This window comes from Micromonospora sp. NPDC048170, assembly GCF_040652795.1.
In the GTDB taxonomy this organism is placed as follows: domain Bacteria; phylum Actinomycetota; class Actinomycetes; order Mycobacteriales; family Micromonosporaceae; genus Micromonospora.
Map to the genome: position 1 here is coordinate 25322 of NZ_JBEZMR010000047.1, position 15870 is coordinate 41191.

Genomic DNA, 15870 nt, shown 5'->3' on the forward strand with positions numbered 1-15870 from the left:
GGGGCCGCGCCGCACCAGGTGCGGCCCCCACCCCTCCGGAACCCGCAGTACCAGGCAAGACAGCAAGCGAAGGAGCAGCGTCCGTGACGAAGCGGCGAGCAGCAGGCATCGAGTGGAAGACGTTCTGGGCCGTGGTCGCGCCGTTCATCAGCGCGGTGTGGGTGGCGGTGTGGCTGGTCACGGGCTCGCCGGTGTGGATGGCGGGGCTGGCCACGGCGGTGCTGGCGGCGGCGGCCGCGTTCGGCGCGCGAAAGTTGGTGCAGATCAGCCCGATGTTCGCCCGGCTCAGCTCGGCGTCGAAGTCCCGGGTGGTGGGTTGGCTGGTGGCGGGGGTGACCGTCTACGCCGCCTGGTCGACCCTGGCGGTGTCGGTGCCGCAGATGTGGCCGGTGTGGGCTCTGCTGCTGCCGGCGTTGGGCGGCATCACGTGGGTGATGGCGCGGGCGCACGAGTACCTGCTGCGGTACGCGCCGCCGCCGGCCGCTCCGGCGCAGACGGCGTTGACCGCCACCGCCCACGCCACCCTCGCGCTGACCAGCGAGGACCTGTCGGGCCCGCGTGAGGGTGAGCCGCACCTGGCGTGGCTGCTGCGCCTGGCGGTGCGCCGCGCCGGCCTGGAGTGGCTGCGCATTTCCAACCCGCAGATGGTGGGCCCGGCGGAGGCGCCGTTCGGGGCGCGGATCGAGGCGTGGGCGCCGATCGAGATACGTCGCATCGTCAACGGCAAGGTGAAGACCGAGACGGCCCCGCGGCTGGATGACCACGACGCCCGCCGTATCGCCCTGGCCCTGCGCGACATCACCCGCCGCGACATCGCCCCGGACTGGGTGAGCGTCAGCGAAGACCCGAACCGGGTCGGCGTCTACACGATCCAGGCCAACACCGAGGACGTGATGGCGCGCATCCGCCCCTATACCGAGGGTGTCGACGAGCTGGTCGACGCCGCCGGTCGGCCGATCTGGCGGCGGGTCGCGGACCCCTGCTACGCGCTGTGGGGCATGGACGGCATGCCGATCGGCGTCGACGTCGCCCGCCACGCCTGGATTCTCGGCGCGACCACCGGCGGTAAGTCCGCCTACATCCACCGGGAGTGGGTGGACGTGACCCGCTGCGAGGACGCCCTGATCTGGGTGGCCGGCACCCGCAAGCTCTACGACCTGGTCGGCCCGTGGCTGGAGCCCTACCTCGGCACCGACGTTCGGCCGCCGCTGGACTGGGTCCGCGCCGACGCCGAGGGCGTGCTGCAGATGCTGATCGCCGCGATGGAGATCGCCCGCTGGCGCCAGGACCAGCCGTTCAGCGCCCGCCACGGTTTCCAGAAGATCCTCATCTACATCGACGAGGCGTCGTTCGCGTTGAACACCAAGGTCAAGGTCAAGTACGACGGGGCGGAGGTCACCGCCGGCGACATGTACGCCGAGTGCACCAAGGCCGTCGCCTCGGCCGGGATCTACCTGGTCGCGGCCACCCAGCGCGGGGTGCACCACCAGTTCGGCGACGCCGGCGGCGACGCCAGCGCGAACATCGGCCGCGAGATCGTGCTCATGTCCGGCGACGAGCAGGAAGCCGGCCGGGTCACCGGCAACTACAAGCTGCCCCCGCTGCGCCACCGCGGCGAGTGCTACGCCCGCCTCGGCGACGGCGACCCGGTCCGCGCGAAGATCGAGTACGTCCAGACCTCGGACCCCAGCAAGCCGGTCCTGCACGACGGACCCAAGTACGACGAGATTTCGTGGAATCGCCGCTTCCACCAGCGGAAGCTGGACGCTGGGTCGGCGGCCGCCGCCGGCCCGATCTACGCCGGCCGCCACCAGCTCGTCACCGACGACTACCTGGCCGACCTGCGCAGCGCCCGCGCCCGCAGCAAGAAGCCGCAGCCCAGCGCGCCGGAGCGCGACGGCGAGCAGGCGATGGCCTCCGCCGTGGCCAGCATCTTCAGCAAGCTCGGCGGCCGGCCCATGCCCGCCCCCGCGCCGGCCGCCAGCGAGGCCCCGGCCGCCGAGCCGGTGGAGCCGACGCCCCTGGCCGGCTACCGGACCCGGGCCGACCGGGTCGAGGCGGCGGTGCGCCTGATCTGGCGCACCAACAGCACGCCGGCCACGCCGAAGGACATCCTCGCCGTGCTGATGGAGGGCGGCGACGACACCGCGACCCCGCAGTTGGTGTCCAACGCGCTGACCCAGTTGGGCCAGCAGGGGCGCCTCGTGCGGCCGACGCACCCGGACGGGCGGGCGGTGACGGGGCAGTACCTGCCGCCCGAGGCCGCCACCACCACCGTCACGGCCAGTAACGCATAACTCCTCATAACCGTGGGGCCCCTCCCCCCGGCGAGGGGCCCCTATGCAGGGGCCAACCCCCCTCCTCCACGCCTGTTATGAGCCCGCCTGTTAGGTCACCGTCCGTATAGGAGACACCATGTCCCGGGTCGCCGAACTGGAGTCCGAGATCCGCCGCCTGACGCGCCAGCGCGACGTCCAGCCGCCGGACACCCTCTACGCGCTGACCCACCAGCAGCGCATCGACGCGCTGTCGGTCGAGCTGATGGCGTGGCAGCTCGACCCGGTGAGGATGCGCGCCGCCGAGGAGGCCATCCACGCCGCCGGCCGCCGCCGCCACCGCGCCCACACCGGCCGCCGCCGGTGGCCGGCCGTCGCCGGTGTGAGCGGTCTGCTCGGCGGCGTGGCCACCGCCGGGCACCTCGCCGCCGACGCCGGCGGCCCGCCGATCTTCGGCGGGACGCTGCTGAGCGTCGCGGCGGCCGCGCTGGCGCTGACCGCCGCCGAACGCGTTCGCGACGCCCGCGAACTCGCGGCCGCCGAGACGGACATGCACACCGCCCTCGATGAGTACGACGCCGTCGTGGCCAGCCACGCCCGCGCGATCACCCCTGTCCGCCCGCTCGCCATCCACACCCAGGAGACGTCATGCGCCAGTCCGCAGCTCCCGGCAACCAGCCCGTCCACCGCCATCAGCACGACCCCGGCGTCCGCTGCTGCGACCGCTGGCCGCCCGCCAACCGCGTCACGACCGTCGGGACCGTCCTCGCCGACCGCCGCCGCCTGATGCACGCCGCCGTCTACACCGGCTGGCTGCTGCTCGCCCTGGCCGCCGTCGTCGCCGTGCACGCGCTGCTGCTGCCCGCCACCACCGCCTGGGCCGGCGCCCACGGCCTGTGGGGCTGGGCGCTGTGGGCGGGCTGGGCCGCCAGCTCGCTGGCCGCCGTGGGCCAGGGCGTGCTCGCCCGCCGCCGCTCCCGCACCGCCCTCTACGTCCTGCACGCCGCCGCCGTCGCCGCCGTGCTGATGGGCATCGCCGCCCCCGGCGGATGGGCCCAGGCGCTCACCGCCATCGCCGGCACCGCCGGCGCGTGGCTGGTCGCCATGCTCGCCGCCCGCCGCTGACCCACCCACCCGCTCGACCGAACCGAAGGAGACACCGCGTGCACACCCCCGACACCGACCAGCTGCCCCCGCTCGACGACACCACCACCCCCGTCCCGGCCCGTCAGCGGTTGGCGGCCTGGTGGCGCACCGCCCGCACCTCCCGCGCCGTGGGGGCCCTGCGCGAGTGGTGGCTGATCGTCGTGGCCGCGCTGATCGCCCTGACCGTCGCCGGTGGACTGCTGTGGCTGCTGTGGGTCGTCATCGCCGGCCTGCTCACCGCACTCGGCGGCGCCGTCACCGCCGCCGGCGAGGCCGTCCCCACCCTCGGGACCTGGATCACCGGCGGGCCGATCACCCGCTCGATCTCCGACCCGGTGCGCGCCTACCTCGACACGCACACCACCGGCCTGCCCGCCACCGGCCGCGACGCCTGGACCGCCTGGCTCGTCGCCGTCTGCGTCCTCTACACCGCCGCCCTGACCGGCTCTACCTACGGCCGTATCGGCTGGGCCGCGATCGGCGCCCTGACCGGCGTGGCCGTCTACGCCGGCGCACCCGCCGGCACCGGCCCGGCCGCCGCCGGCCTGACCGCCGTGGTGTGGCTGACCCTGTCCCTGCTCGCCTACGCCGGCCCCATCGCCGGCAGCGCCCTCGCCGCGGCGGTCGACGACCTGCTCGACACCCGCCGCACGCCCCGCACCCGCGACGCCACCTGACCTGACCCCTGACCGAACCCTTTCTGGCCCGCCCGTCGATAGCACTCGCTTAGGAGGACTCATGACCATCACGACCACCCCCGCCGCCGCGCCGACGACCACCGCGGTGCGGCTGTACGTGAGCGACAACGACGCCGAGGCCCCTCGCCTCGTCGAGCGGGTCGTGACCGGCTGGCCGGTCGCGCCCGGCCTGGCCGTCAACGTCACCCTCGACGACGACGGACAGCGCCTCGACGGCCGCTACAGCCTCACCCACCTGCCCAGCGGCAAGGCCCTCGCCCAGAAGCTGTGCGCCCGCCACGTCGACCAGGCCGCCGCCACGGCGATCGGCACCGGCATCGACTGGACCGAACCCGCCGAGCAGATCGTCGCCGACGAGCGGACCACCCCGCTGCGTCCCGGCCTCACCGACTGGAACTGGTGCGGCTCCGACGACTCCTGCCGACCCGAGACGTACCCGCGCCCCGACTCCCCCACCTACGACCCGACCAGCCGATAACGCCGCGCGGGCGGCCCCCCTGCCTTCCAAAGCCGGGGCCGCCCGCCACCCCACCAAGCCCGCATCGAGCCAGAGGAGCACCCCCATGGTGCCTGATCCCACCTCGACCATCCCGCACGGCCGCGCGGTCGCCGCCCTGGACACCGCCATCGCCGGCGTGCGCGCCGAGCTGGCCCGCGTCGACCCGAAAGCCAACGGCTACCTCCAGGTCGCCGGAGTGCTGCTCGGCGCCGTCCTGGCCGCGCTCGCCGCCGCCGGCGACCGACTCGACCCGCTCGCCCTCACCACCGCGGCGGTCACCGCCCTCCCGGTCGGCGCCGCGCTGGTGCTGCTGATGCTGGCCTGCCGCCCCCGACTCGACGGCGACCACGGCCCGCTCGCCTACGCCGACGCTGACCCGTACGAGGTCATGACCCACCACAGCGCCGACGTCGCCGACGTCGACGAGCTGCTCGCCCTCGCCCGAGCCCGCGAACTGTGCTGGCTGTCCCGCACCACCCGCGCCAAGTACCGGGCGATCCGGCGGGCGGTGCCGCTGCTGCTGGCCGGCTACGCCGGCGCCGCCATCACCGCCGCCGCGGCGATCGGCCAGTGGTGACCATGACCAGCGACTACCGCCTCGACGACGCGTGCCGCCAGACGCGGCAGCTGCTCGACGACGTCGACGGCCCCACCGACCGCTACGGCGAGCTCTACGCCCACGACGGCACCGGCGGTGCCCTTTACTGCGACACCATCCACCGCGCGTGACCATTCTTCGCGCCCGAATAGGCGGTCCCATTTACCGGGCCGCCTATTCGTACGACCTTGGTCGCATTTTTTGCGAATATTTTTGCGCCGGACTCGTGCAGGTATGTACCGATTTTTCCATGGGATCCACACAGGATCCCTGGGGATCCCTGGTTTCGGCGCGTGTTGGGGCTCCGTCACGCGTGGGAGTCGCCGTAAGATCCACGGGTTACCACCCCAGCCTGATCTTCAGCCTTGTGAGGGAGCGCCAGCGCTCAACCCCTAACTCCATAAAAAAACAGAGCCCCAAACCCCTCTTCGTTTGGCCGCGCAGAGGGTTTGAGGCTCCCAACAAGCTCGGAGCACACCATAGCACTCCGCCTCCGGGCTGGGTGCATTGTTGTCTCCGACACGGTTACCGCGTGTCGTGGCGACGCCTGCCCGCGCCTGGCCCTCACCTCAACGCATCGACCACCGGCGGTGGACGATGACGCTTAGCGCAACCACCTATCACGCTCTGTCGGCTGAGCAGATCGCGGCGGCCGGGCACTGCCCGGTGTGCGCCGCCGCCGGCCGGGCGGTGCTCACCATGGCGGGCCGGGACCGGTGCATGGTGCACCTGGCCCACCCGACGCCGTCCACCGCCTCCGTTAGCGGTGTTCTTGGTCCGGAAACTACGGGCGGCCGCGCCACGCCCCCGGCGAGGCGGCCGGGTCGTCGGCCCGCTGGTGGCCGGCACGCCTGGCGGCGGATGTTCCTGTCCTGCTCGCCGGTGCGTAAGGCGCCGAAGGACACCGGCTCCAAGCGGCGGTTGTCGCCGCAGCGTCTGGAGGAGCACGCCTCGCTGTTGGTGGTGCAGGCCCTGTCCGCCCGCAAGGCGTACCGGCCGATCGGGTGGCTCGCCCTGGTGCTCTACGACCTCGACACCCACCGGCCGCCCGGCGCGTCCCGCGCCGACGCCCGTTCCAACATCGCCGCCATCGCCGCGATCCTGGCGTCGTCGGCCGACTGGGGCTCCGGCCGCCGTAGCCGCCCCGGCCGGCAGGTCACCGCAGGCCTCACCGGGCGGTGTGAGAAGACCGTCACCCGCCACCTGGCCCTCCTGCGGGCCCGTGGCCTCACCGAGGGCAACGCCGCCGGCCAGCTGCTCACCAAACAGCAGCGCGTCGACGTCCAGGCCGACCCCGACGCCACCGCCGACCAACGCGCCCGCTGGACCAACCGCGCCGAGTGGCGGCTACTCATCCCCGACTGGACCCGCGAGATCACCGACGAGCAGATCTGGCCCTACATCGAGCAGGCCGCCGCCCTCCTGGACGACCTGGCCGCCCCCGCCCGCCGCACCCGGGCTGTGGACAACCCTGCGGACCCGGTTGTGGATAACCGCCCTGGTCAGCCCGCAAAAAACAGAACTGTCCCCCCCTCAATTACCCACCAGGTACTCACGTGTGTTCCTGTCCGTCGTGGGTCTTTCTCCTTGCCGCCCACTGTGGACAACGTGACGGACGGCGCGTCGCCGGTCGCGGTAGAGAAGGAGCAGAAAGGCGGCGCGTTGCGCCTCTCACCAACAAGGAGGGGTTCACGTGCCTCGCGGGGCCGTCTGGCTCCAGGAGTGGTGCGTCTGGCCCGTGAGGTGGTCGCTGACGACCGGTTCGGGTTCACCCGGGGTCCGAACGACATTCTGCCGATCGCGGGCGTTCTGCACGCTCGCAAGCTCGGCCGTTGGACCATCGACGACCTGGTCGCCGAAGCGGAGCTGCGGTTGACCGAGAGCCACAAGGCCATGCTCACCACCGCGAAGGCCCCGGCCTCGTACATGGCGTGGCTGCTGGCCAAGGCCGTGCCCGACGAGCCGCCCGCGCAGATCGCGGCCGCGCTCGCCGAGTCCGCCCGCGCCGACCTCATCGCCCGCATCCACCACCAGTCCAGCCAATGGCACCAGCGCGAGCAGCACCGCGTCGACGCCACCGCCAGCGACGGCGGCCGCGCCGCCCGCGCCCTGGTCGACGAACTCGCCGAACGCCGCCGCCGCACCAAGCTGGCTGAGGCCCGCCGCTACGACGAGATCTCCCGCGACCTCGACGGCGGCACCGTGACGTCCTAGGCCGCTCCAGACCGTGTGGCGGCCGCCGCCACCAGGACCTCACCGACCCCGACCCGAAAAAACCGACAAGCCCCCTATCGGTTTCTAGAAATCAACGATAGTCTTCCTATCGCTAGTTGGTTCGACGAAAGGAGAGATCGGATGTCGAACAGTCCTGCTGACGTGGTGGCCGCCGCCGTGCAGCGGTTGCAGGCGGCCAGCGCGCAGCGAGAGGCCCTGGCGCCGTTGCGCCGGGCGATCAGCGACGTCGACGAGGAAGCGCGCACCGCGGCGTTGGCCGCGTCGGCGGCCGGCCTGTCCGAGCGCGCCATCGCCGCGCAGCTCGGCGTCACCCAGCCCACCGTCCACTCGTGGCTCGACGAGCGGCGCTCCGCCCCGGTGCCGGCCCGCACCGTCGCCGCGCAGACGTGGACGCTGCACCACCTCGCCACCGCGCTGGCGTCGCAGGTGGCCCGACTGCGTGGGCACGACCTGCCCGGACAGGCCCCCAGCGGTGAGCACGTGGCGCCCCGCAGCGCCGCCAGCCACGCCTACAAGGGGGCCGTCGACGTCGCCGGCACCCTGGCCAACCTCGCCGCCGCCCTCGACTACGCCACCCGTACCACGCACCTGCGGAGGGACCGCTGATGGGACTCCTGGACCGCTTCCGCACGCACCCGGCCGGCCCGGCCGCCGGCGTCGGGTCTGACGACATCCTCGCGGTGCCGCTGACTCCCACCGAGACTGGCCGCCTGGTGCAGGCGCTGCGTGAACACGACCGGCTCACCCGACTGCACCGGCCGGACATCGGCTACGGGGCCGGCTACAGCCGGTCCGAGGCCGAGACCATCTCCCGGACGGCCGGCGTCGCCGCCGCCCTCGGCCACCAGGTCGTGCCGCACCTCGTGTCTAGCGTCCACATGCACGACGGCCTGCTGATCGACCTGCAACGGTGGGCGCCGGGAGCCGCGCTCACCCGCGACCTGGACCAGCTGCTCACCAAGATGCAGCTGCTCGCCGGGATGGCGCGGCTGCGGCAGTGGACGGTCCGCTACGACCCGGCCGCCGGTGGCATGCGGTGGATCACCGTCCCGACCAACCTGCCCGGCAGCCCGGCGGCACCCGACCCGCGCCGGGAGACGGCAGTCGCGGCCGGCGTCCTGCCCGGTCACTCCACCGTCGGGCGCTGGACGGCCGAGGGCGGCCCGCAGCTTCCCGCGGCGCGGTACACCGTCCGCGTGGCCCTGACGAACGGCCGCGTGGACGTGCTGCACGGGCTCACCGACGACGACGCGCACTCGCTGGAGATGCTGATCACCCGCGACTACCACCGCACCGCCACCGTGCACAGCACCACCGGCCGCCACACCTACCGCGCCGAGCAGGTCCAGACCGTGGCCGTCGGCCGCGAGACGGCCCCGGCCGCCCCGGCCGAAACTGACGCTCCGACCACTCACGGCATGGAACCGGCCGACATCCTGATGCACGCCGGCCGCCAGGCGCAGGCCACCGGCAACCTGCCGGACGTGGCCGGGCTGATCGAGCAGTACGCCATCACCGAGTCGCAGGCACAGGCGCTGCACAACCTGCTGTGGACCGTCGTGCTGCGCCACCCCGTCGACCAGGCCCTCGCCGACCGGTCGGGTGGCGAGCGGTGAGCGCCGACCTGGAGGACCTGCTCATCGACGGGTCCGTGACCGGGTGGTGGCTCTACCAACTGCCCGACGGTCGGCAGGTCCGCGTCGACGTCGACCGCCGCCCGCTGCGCTGGAGCGTCGACATCACCGGCGGCGACCAGCTCTACGGACTCACCACCGAGCAGGTCGAAGCCCTCCTACACCGCGAGGCCCAGGCATGAGCGCCACGCTGGCGGTGCTTCTCGGTCCCTCCGGCTCCGGCAAGTCCACCTTCGCGGCCGCCCACTACCAGCCGCAGCAGGTCTACAGCCTCGACTGGCTGCGCGCGGTGGTGTCCGACGACGAGTGCGACCAGGCGGCCACCGCCGACGCCATCGTCCTGCTCACCGCGATCCTGCACACCCGGCTGGCCCGCCGGCTGACCACCGTCGTCGACGCCACCAGCACCAGCGTCGCCGACCGGGCGTGGCTGCTGGGTATCGCCGCCGAGCACCAGGTGCCCGCGACCGCCGTGGTGTTCACCACCGCCCTGGAGGCGTGTCTGGCCCGGCAGGCCGCCCGACCCGGCCCCGCTCCGGGCCGCCAGTGGGGACGCGCCGTGCCGGCCGCCGTCGTCACCCGCCAGCACGCCGACACCCTCAACGCCCTGGCCACCCTGCACACCGAGGGCTTCGCCCAGGTCACCGAGATCGGCTCACCACTGCCGGGATCGCCCGTGGGCACCGAGATCCACTACCAGACCTACTGCGCCGCCACCGACACCGCCGGTACCGCGACGCTGACCGTGGCGCACACCGTGGACAGCCTCGACGAGGCCGACCGCCTGGCCGCCGACCACGCCCGATCCGACGTCGACGTCCACGTCACCGCCGTCGTCCGCCCGGACGGCCGCGACCTCGTACGCGAGTGGGAGCACACCCACGCCGACGAGCGGTGACCGGCCACACCGGCCCGGGCGGCGGCACCCGCCGCCGTCCGACACCACCTCGCGCGGTCGGGGTCGTGCAGCCACACGACCCCGACCACTACCTCCGGATACGAAACCGCCGACAGCAACCCCGACACCCGAGAGGCAGCACCATCATGACCACTGACACCGCCCGTACCTACACCCACCCCGACGTGTACCTGCGGGGCGTCGCCGAGGGCTGGGCCGAGGCCCAGACCGACCCGACCCGCATCGACTGGCCCGCCCGGCAGGCCACCGCCGCGATCCCGTTCACGGTCCGCTACGGCCGCCCGGTCAACCCGGGCGAGTCCACCGGCATCCGCTACGGCCGCAACCGGCTCGGGCACTGGGGCGAGACGCGGTGCGCCGACGCCGCGGTGACCGCCACCGACACCACCGGCGGCCGCTGGATCGTCATGATCGAGCGCCGCGACAGGTACGGCTGGGCGCTGCCCGGCGGCCACATCGACGCCGGCGAGACCCCGGCGCAGGCGGCCGGGCGGGAACTGGCCGAGGAGACCGGCCTGGTCGTCGATGTCACCGACGTGTGGGTGCGGACGCTGCCGGCCCGCTACGTGCCCGACCCCCGCTGCTCCGACGAGGCGTGGATGGTCACCCACCTCACCACGATCGACCTCGGCGTCTACGAGCCCGGCCACCTGCCGGTGCTCATCGCCGGCGACGACGCCGCCCGCGCCGCGTGGATCCGCGCCGACAGCTACACCGGCCTGGCCCGACACCTGGCCACCACCACCGGCGGCATCGTCTTCCCGGCTCACCAGCAGATGCTCACCGACCTGCTCGGCGGCCCGGCCTGGCCGACCCTGGACATGGTGGCCGAGATCGACGGCATCGCCCTGGCCGACATCGGCGAGGACGGCGACATCATCGCCCAGGGCCACCACGACCCGACCCGAATGCTCACCGCGCTGCGCCGCTACGCCCGCGAGGTGTGGGGCGAGGCCCTGGAACCGGCGGACCCAACCGACCCGACCGCGCAGATTCGCCACCAGTGGGTCGTCAACACCGGCGACGGCACGGACCCGCAGCAGTGGTGCCTGCAACCGGCCGTACCGGACGCCGCGGGCGCCATCCCGGTGACCCGCTGGTTCCAGCAGTGAGCACCACCGCTGGGCCGCTCGATGGCTGGGACGTCTGCGCCCTCACCGGATGCCCCCTCGGCGATCCGGACGCCGCCGAGCCCGACGACATCGACGAGATTCGGGACACCGGGATCGCCCACGGCGTGCGGCACGTCAGCATCTCCGACCACTGGTGGATCGACACCCGCGTCGGCAGCGCGCCGGTGGAGCTCGCCGCCAACAACACCCTCGTGCTCGCCGCCGCCGCGTGGCTGGCCCACCACGAGGGGGCCGACTACTGCATCCGCAGCACCGAGTACGTCGGCGAGTGGCGCGGCTACCAGCTGCTCGCCAGCGACCTGCTGCGCGCCGTCGACGAGGCCGTTCACCACCCCTTGTGACCTTGCAGTGTGAAACTGTAAGGTGATGTGTGGAGGGTGGAGCACTCGACCGGAGGAGGAGAACGTGGGCGCACGGCAGGCGTACGAGGTCGGAGCGGGCGAGTACGAGGACTACCGGATCCTGGCCCTCTTCGAGTCCGCGACAGACGCGCAGGCGTTCGCCGACCACCACAACCTGACCAACATCGAGCGGATCTCGCGCGGGAACTGCTCTCCGGCGCTCGTCAGCGAGTCGACGGCCACCTACTACCCGGCCGGCACGTGGCGCCCGACCTCCACGGAGGTCATCGACGGCACGCTGGCCGACTCCCGCGCACTCACCCAGCACTGACCTCACCAGAGAAGGAGTAAGGCCATGGACACCGTGCTCGCGGTCATTCTCGCGATCGGCATTCCGGTCGCCCTCGTGTTCGGCATCGGCCCCCTGTTCTTCAACAGTCGGCGGTTCTGACCGCCCCCGCCGCTACCGGGCCGACCCCTTGGTTCGGTGGCGCGCGGAGGTCGCCAGAGCGGCTGGAGACCCGGAGAGGACACGACATGCAGGTGGAGCAGATCGCCGCCGACATGCGCAAGACCCTGGCGATGCCGGGCAGCTCGCCCGGCGTGGAGCGCTGGATCGCGCTCGGCTACATCACCGGGATCGCCCGACCGGCGTCGAGCTGCGCCAGCGCGGGCATGAGCGACGCGGACCGGCTCGCCGCGATCCGCGCCGTGCTGGACGCGCTGGACCTCATCGACGCGGACCACGCGGACAACGCCGAGTGGACCACCGAGCAGGTGTTGGCGTACCTGGCGGAGCAGAACCGGCCGGTGAACGCGAAGACCTGGTCCGGGTACGTCTCCCGGGGCCAGGCCCCCGCGCCCGTTCGGCACATCAGCCGGACCCCGGTGTGGGACTCCGCCACGATCCGGGCCTGGCACGCCGGCCGGCGCGGCCAGGCGTGGCGTGCGAGCCCCGACACGACGGAAACGGCCCAGGGCCCCGACGACACCCGGTGAGCACCTAGACGCCGACGACGGCGCCCAGGGCACCCCCGACCATCCCCCGAGGAGGCAGACACATGGGTTGGATCAACAGGGCACTCGGCACCGGCCGGGACCTCAACCGCGTCGAGACCGAACTGGCCGGCATGGGCCCCAGGGACCCCCGCCGCACCAAACTCAGCAAGGAGGCCGCCCGCCTCCAACAGCAGCAGACCGCCGAGATCTCCAAGGCCCTGCACAACGGCGCGGACGAGCAGACCGTCCGCTTCGCCTTGGGAATGCACGGGCAGGGAGCCGACCGCGCCGACAACCGGGGCCGACCCACTCCCGCGCAGACCTTGCAGCAGATGATCGACCGCCACGGCATCGACACCGTTACCGAGGCCCTGCACCGCAGAGGCTGACCGAACCCGACCCCCGCCGCTGGCGACGTCGACGAGCCGGTCCGGACCAAGGGCAACTCCACGCAACCGAATACGTAAGACACCTTGCAAATTATCTGCAAGGTGCCTTACGCTTTGAGGATGGACAACACACCCTTCGGGTTGCGACCACTCGTCGAGCGGCACGGCGATCCGGTCGACGTTGAGGACGCCCGGGCCCGCTGGTCCGAACTGGTCACCGCCGCCGAGGCCGGCACCATCACGCTGATCACCCGGGACCGGTACCAGTGGGCCGCCCTGGTGCCGATGAGCGAGGTCGCCGAGATCTCCCCCAACCTGCCGACCTGGCCGGTGTCCGACGCCCGCGCCAAGCTCGGTCACCTCGTCGGCGAGGTGCACAGCCTTGGCACCCGCGTGCAGGTGCTCACCCGCCACCGCCGGCCGGTCGCCGCACTGATTCACCCGAGCGCCCTCGTCGACCGACCCGAGCCGGCCGACCGGTTGCCCGCCGAAACGCTGCTGCGCGACGGCCACCGCATCGAACTCATCTTCGACCCCGGCCAGCCCGGCCGCCTGGACCCTGACGGGAACGTCCTGGAGGAGCCGGAGGACTGGTTCTACGCCGCCAACGCCTACGACAACCGCGACACCGTCGTCGCGGTCGGCGTCGGCGACACCCTCGGCGAGGCCCTGCTGCGACTGGCCCCGCCGCCGGCCGTGGAACTCGCCGACAGCCCGCCGTTCTGATCGGCGCATTCCGCAGAATCAGGCCCCGGCTCACGGCCATCGGCCGATGCCTCCATAACTGATCTTATCGAGGCACGAAAACGTCAGACCCGACCCGTAGCGTTGCCCGGGTCGGTGCCCATCCTGCGACAACACCCGTTGTCGCAGCCTTGACAACACTTGTTGTCGCCCGGTTAGGTGAGCGTCATGGAAACAGGTGTTGTCAAAGGCGGGTTGGCCCGCGTCGGTTTGCCCTTGACCGACGAGCAGCGGCGGCAGATGAACGAGCGAGCCGGTGACCTCATCGACCGGGCCGTGCTGCACGCGCTCGGCGTGGGCTCGCCGGACTGGCTGGCGAAGGCCCAGGCGCAACGGCCGGAGAAGACGACGATGGCCGAGGTGTCCATCAGTGACCTACTCAGGGAGGCCCGGCGGCGCCGGCCGAAGGAGACCGCGCTCGCCGAGGTGGCCATCAGTGAATACCTGCTGGCGTGGCTGGGCCAGATCAGCGCGGGTGCCGCGCAGACAGCGGCGGAGAGCGGCGCCTCGTACGTCGAGCTAGGGGCGGCTGCGGGGATGACCCGGCAGGGAGCCAAGCGCCGCTGGCCCGGCCTGGCCGACGTCGCCGCCGCCGCCCGCCGTCACGGCAGGCCGGCAGCGGACGCTCCGACCAAGCGGGAGGTGGGCCGGTGGAAGATCTCCCGCTGGGAGCGGCAGATCGACTTCGAGCTGACCGTGGCGGCCTGGCGGGTGGGCGACCTGCGTCTGGCGTTGGAGCCGGTGCCGGCCGACGCGCCGCTGATGGCCAGCCCAGCGGAGAGGCCGGGCGGCGACGTCGTCGACGACCTGCAGGTCGTCACCGCGGCGTACGTGAGCACCGAGGCAGCACCACGCGATCCCGAGACACGGCGGGCACATTCGACGCTGGTGCTGGAACTGGACCAGCCCAGCGGCACCTACTACAGAGGCGACAACAGCGAGGAGGCGTTCGAGCACCAGGCCGAAGGGCTCACCGTCGGCACGGTGCTGGCCACCCTCCAGGACCTGCCCGGGGAGATGCCCATCGTGGTCTGGGTCGCCGAACAGCCGGGCGGGGCCGGAGACGGCTCCACGCAGATCGTCTACGACGCCGCGATGGGCGCCGAATGGTCACCGCCCAACCTCCGCGAGGAGACCGAAGGCGAGTGGGTCACCGCCGACTGGTTCGGCCTCGAACTCGAATTTCCGACAGGCATCTACAGCCGGTGGGAGAACACCTGGGACGACGAGAGCTGAAACAACGGCCTCCGGAGGGCCGCCAACCGCCCGCTAAGAGACCGACTACCCGACGACAGATCACAGAACTCTGAGCCCCACAGCAGAGGAGACCTTCATGGACCACACCCATCCCGCCGCCGGCGCGGACGACACCCTGGTCGGGCAGGCGATAGAGGCGCTGACCTCCCTCGCGCGGCAGACCCGGGTCCGTGGCGCCGGCACCCCAGCCGAGACGACCGAACCGGTCGACTTCGCCGAAATCGCCGCCCACGTGCTGACCTCGGTAGCGGCGAACCTCGGCAGCGTCGAGACGCTGCTCGCCGGCCGGCCTGGCTCGTGGGAGGCCGACCTGGTGCGCCAACTCATCAACGGCACCGCCGAGGAGGACCGGCTCCTGGCCTGGCGCACCGAGCCGTACCAGGTGCGCCTGGACGTCGACGGGCTGTTCGACGACTTCGGGATCGGCGCCCTGCACGAGGCCGACCTCGACGCGGCCATCGCGGCCGCCAACGCCGACAACCTCACCGATGAGCAGTACGAGGCCGCCGCCGCCCGCGAGACGGCCATCGAGGACCTCTACCAGCAGGACCGCGACGCCTACGCCGCGGCGTATCTCGACATCGCCCGGTCCTGGCTCACCCGGCACGGCCTCACCACCGGCGCCGAGCTGGTCCGCACCGACTACGACCACCCCGGCCACCGCACCGACCAGCCGCAGTGGAACGCCCTGGACGACGCCCTGGACGAGTACGCCCGCGTGCACACCCCGCTGCCGCAGACCGGCACCCCGCCGCAGTGGACGGCCGGCGCGGAGCCGGCCGCCGCGATCCGCGCCGCCGGCCGCACCTACGCCGAGCGCGTCGACCAGGCCGCCGCCGGCCAGACGTCGGCGTGACGTCTACCCGCCCCCGCCCCCACTCCGCACGAAGGAGCACCATGGCCGACATCAAGACCATGCCCGCCGCCGACCTCATCGCGCACCTGCACCCGCACGACCAGCCCAGCCGGGAGCACACCCTGGCCGCCGTGGCCCAGATCCGC

At 72.6% G+C, this 15870-nt stretch carries 19 protein-coding genes and 1 pseudogene; all 20 read left to right on the forward strand.

All coding sequences use genetic code 11. The features are described from left to right. Window positions 1-83 precede the first annotated feature (83 nt). A complete protein-coding gene (locus tag AB0D32_RS31350) occupies window positions 84-2297 on the forward strand; it encodes a hypothetical protein (RefSeq protein ID WP_357098045.1) in 2214 nt (737 codons plus the stop codon). Window positions 2298-2415: 118 nt separating this feature from the next. Beyond that, on the forward strand, window positions 2416-3063 hold the full coding sequence (locus AB0D32_RS31355; protein ID WP_357098048.1) for a hypothetical protein: 648 nt from the start codon (window positions 2416-2418) through the stop codon (window positions 3061-3063). Then, window positions 3063-3401, forward strand: a complete 339-nt coding sequence (locus AB0D32_RS31360) for a hypothetical protein (protein WP_357098051.1) — start codon at window positions 3063-3065, stop codon at window positions 3399-3401. Before AB0D32_RS31355 ends, AB0D32_RS31360 begins: the two co-directional genes overlap by 1 nt. Before the next feature lie 38 nt (window positions 3402-3439). Next, entirely contained in the window at window positions 3440-4099 is a 660-nt protein-coding gene (locus AB0D32_RS31365) for a hypothetical protein (RefSeq protein WP_357098054.1), read from the forward strand. Window positions 4100-4160: 61 nt separating this feature from the next. Next, window positions 4161-4598, forward strand: a complete 438-nt coding sequence (locus tag AB0D32_RS31370) for a hypothetical protein (RefSeq protein ID WP_357098057.1) — start codon at window positions 4161-4163, stop codon at window positions 4596-4598. A gap of 85 nt (window positions 4599-4683) precedes the next feature. Next, window positions 4684-5196, forward strand: coding sequence for a Pycsar system effector family protein (locus tag AB0D32_RS31375; protein ID WP_357098060.1), 513 nt, complete (start codon window positions 4684-4686; stop codon window positions 5194-5196). A 2-nt stretch (window positions 5197-5198) separates the two neighbouring features. Beyond that, window positions 5199-5348 carry a hypothetical protein gene (locus tag AB0D32_RS31380; protein ID WP_357098063.1) on the forward strand — a complete coding sequence of 50 codons (150 nt, stop codon included), beginning with the start codon at window positions 5199-5201 and terminating at the stop codon, window positions 5346-5348. Between the two features lie 466 nt (window positions 5349-5814). Next, the gene (locus AB0D32_RS31385; RefSeq protein ID WP_357098066.1) at window positions 5815-7431 is read left to right on the forward strand and encodes a hypothetical protein; all 1617 of its coding nucleotides are present in this window, start codon (window positions 5815-5817) and stop codon (window positions 7429-7431) included. 141 nt (window positions 7432-7572) lie between these two features. Next, entirely contained in the window at window positions 7573-8058 is a 486-nt protein-coding gene (locus AB0D32_RS31390; RefSeq protein ID WP_357098069.1) for a helix-turn-helix domain-containing protein, read from the forward strand. After that, window positions 8058-9068: a hypothetical protein gene (locus AB0D32_RS31395; protein ID WP_357098072.1), complete on the forward strand. Its 1011-nt coding sequence runs from the start codon at window positions 8058-8060 to the stop codon at window positions 9066-9068. The genes AB0D32_RS31390 and AB0D32_RS31395 overlap by 1 nt, the downstream gene beginning before the upstream one ends. Further along, window positions 9065-9268, forward strand: coding sequence for a hypothetical protein (locus AB0D32_RS31400; protein WP_357098075.1), 204 nt, complete (start codon window positions 9065-9067; stop codon window positions 9266-9268). The genes AB0D32_RS31395 and AB0D32_RS31400 overlap by 4 nt, the downstream gene beginning before the upstream one ends. Beyond that, entirely contained in the window at window positions 9265-9984 is a 720-nt protein-coding gene (locus AB0D32_RS31405) for an AAA family ATPase (protein ID WP_357098078.1), read from the forward strand. The genes AB0D32_RS31400 and AB0D32_RS31405 overlap by 4 nt, the downstream gene beginning before the upstream one ends. 146 nt (window positions 9985-10130) lie before the next feature. Continuing rightward, window positions 10131-10799: pseudogene (locus AB0D32_RS31410) on the forward strand (NUDIX domain-containing protein); the annotation flags it as partial. A 314-nt stretch (window positions 10800-11113) separates the two neighbouring features. Further along, window positions 11114-11479 carry a hypothetical protein gene (locus AB0D32_RS31415; RefSeq protein ID WP_357098081.1) on the forward strand — a complete coding sequence of 122 codons (366 nt, stop codon included), beginning with the start codon at window positions 11114-11116 and terminating at the stop codon, window positions 11477-11479. Between the two features lie 64 nt (window positions 11480-11543). After that, on the forward strand, window positions 11544-11810 hold the full coding sequence (locus AB0D32_RS31420) for a hypothetical protein (RefSeq protein WP_357098084.1): 267 nt from the start codon (window positions 11544-11546) through the stop codon (window positions 11808-11810). A gap of 206 nt (window positions 11811-12016) precedes the next feature. Next, window positions 12017-12478: a hypothetical protein gene (locus AB0D32_RS31425; protein ID WP_357098087.1), complete on the forward strand. Its 462-nt coding sequence runs from the start codon at window positions 12017-12019 to the stop codon at window positions 12476-12478. Between the two features lie 62 nt (window positions 12479-12540). Next, complete coding sequence (locus tag AB0D32_RS31430) at window positions 12541-12867, forward strand: hypothetical protein (RefSeq protein ID WP_357098090.1); 327 nt, start codon at window positions 12541-12543, stop codon at window positions 12865-12867. Between the two features lie 120 nt (window positions 12868-12987). Continuing rightward, complete coding sequence (locus tag AB0D32_RS31435; RefSeq protein ID WP_357098094.1) at window positions 12988-13593, forward strand: type II toxin-antitoxin system Phd/YefM family antitoxin; 606 nt, start codon at window positions 12988-12990, stop codon at window positions 13591-13593. 234 nt (window positions 13594-13827) lie between these two features. Further along, on the forward strand, window positions 13828-14847 hold the full coding sequence (locus tag AB0D32_RS31440) for a DUF6225 family protein (RefSeq protein ID WP_357098097.1): 1020 nt from the start codon (window positions 13828-13830) through the stop codon (window positions 14845-14847). A 97-nt stretch (window positions 14848-14944) separates the two neighbouring features. Beyond that, window positions 14945-15724, forward strand: coding sequence for a hypothetical protein (locus AB0D32_RS31445; RefSeq protein WP_357098100.1), 780 nt, complete (start codon window positions 14945-14947; stop codon window positions 15722-15724). Window positions 15725-15870 lie beyond the last annotated feature (146 nt).

Excerpts from the sequence above, each read along its gene's own strand:
- AB0D32_RS31390 (WP_357098069.1), top strand. The coding sequence starts at position 7,573 with ATGTCGAACAGTCCTGCTGACGTGGTGGCCGCCGCCGTGCAGCGGTTG.
- AB0D32_RS31360 (WP_357098051.1), top strand. The coding sequence starts at position 3,063 with ATGCACGCCGCCGTCTACACCGGCTGGCTGCTGCTCGCCCTGGCCGCC.
- AB0D32_RS31425 (WP_357098087.1), top strand. The coding sequence starts at position 12,017 with ATGCAGGTGGAGCAGATCGCCGCCGACATGCGCAAGACCCTGGCGATG.
- AB0D32_RS31445 (WP_357098100.1), top strand. The coding sequence starts at position 14,945 with ATGGACCACACCCATCCCGCCGCCGGCGCGGACGACACCCTGGTCGGG.
- AB0D32_RS31355 (WP_357098048.1), top strand. The coding sequence starts at position 2,416 with ATGTCCCGGGTCGCCGAACTGGAGTCCGAGATCCGCCGCCTGACGCGC.
- AB0D32_RS31435 (WP_357098094.1), top strand. The coding sequence starts at position 12,988 with ATGGACAACACACCCTTCGGGTTGCGACCACTCGTCGAGCGGCACGGC.
- AB0D32_RS31385 (WP_357098066.1), top strand. The coding sequence starts at position 5,815 with ATGACGCTTAGCGCAACCACCTATCACGCTCTGTCGGCTGAGCAGATC.
- AB0D32_RS31370 (WP_357098057.1), top strand. The coding sequence starts at position 4,161 with ATGACCATCACGACCACCCCCGCCGCCGCGCCGACGACCACCGCGGTG.
- AB0D32_RS31380 (WP_357098063.1), top strand. The coding sequence starts at position 5,199 with ATGACCAGCGACTACCGCCTCGACGACGCGTGCCGCCAGACGCGGCAG.
- AB0D32_RS31405 (WP_357098078.1), top strand. The coding sequence starts at position 9,265 with ATGAGCGCCACGCTGGCGGTGCTTCTCGGTCCCTCCGGCTCCGGCAAG.
- AB0D32_RS31395 (WP_357098072.1), top strand. The coding sequence starts at position 8,058 with ATGGGACTCCTGGACCGCTTCCGCACGCACCCGGCCGGCCCGGCCGCC.
- AB0D32_RS31375 (WP_357098060.1), top strand. The coding sequence starts at position 4,684 with ATGGTGCCTGATCCCACCTCGACCATCCCGCACGGCCGCGCGGTCGCC.
- AB0D32_RS31430 (WP_357098090.1), top strand. The coding sequence starts at position 12,541 with ATGGGTTGGATCAACAGGGCACTCGGCACCGGCCGGGACCTCAACCGC.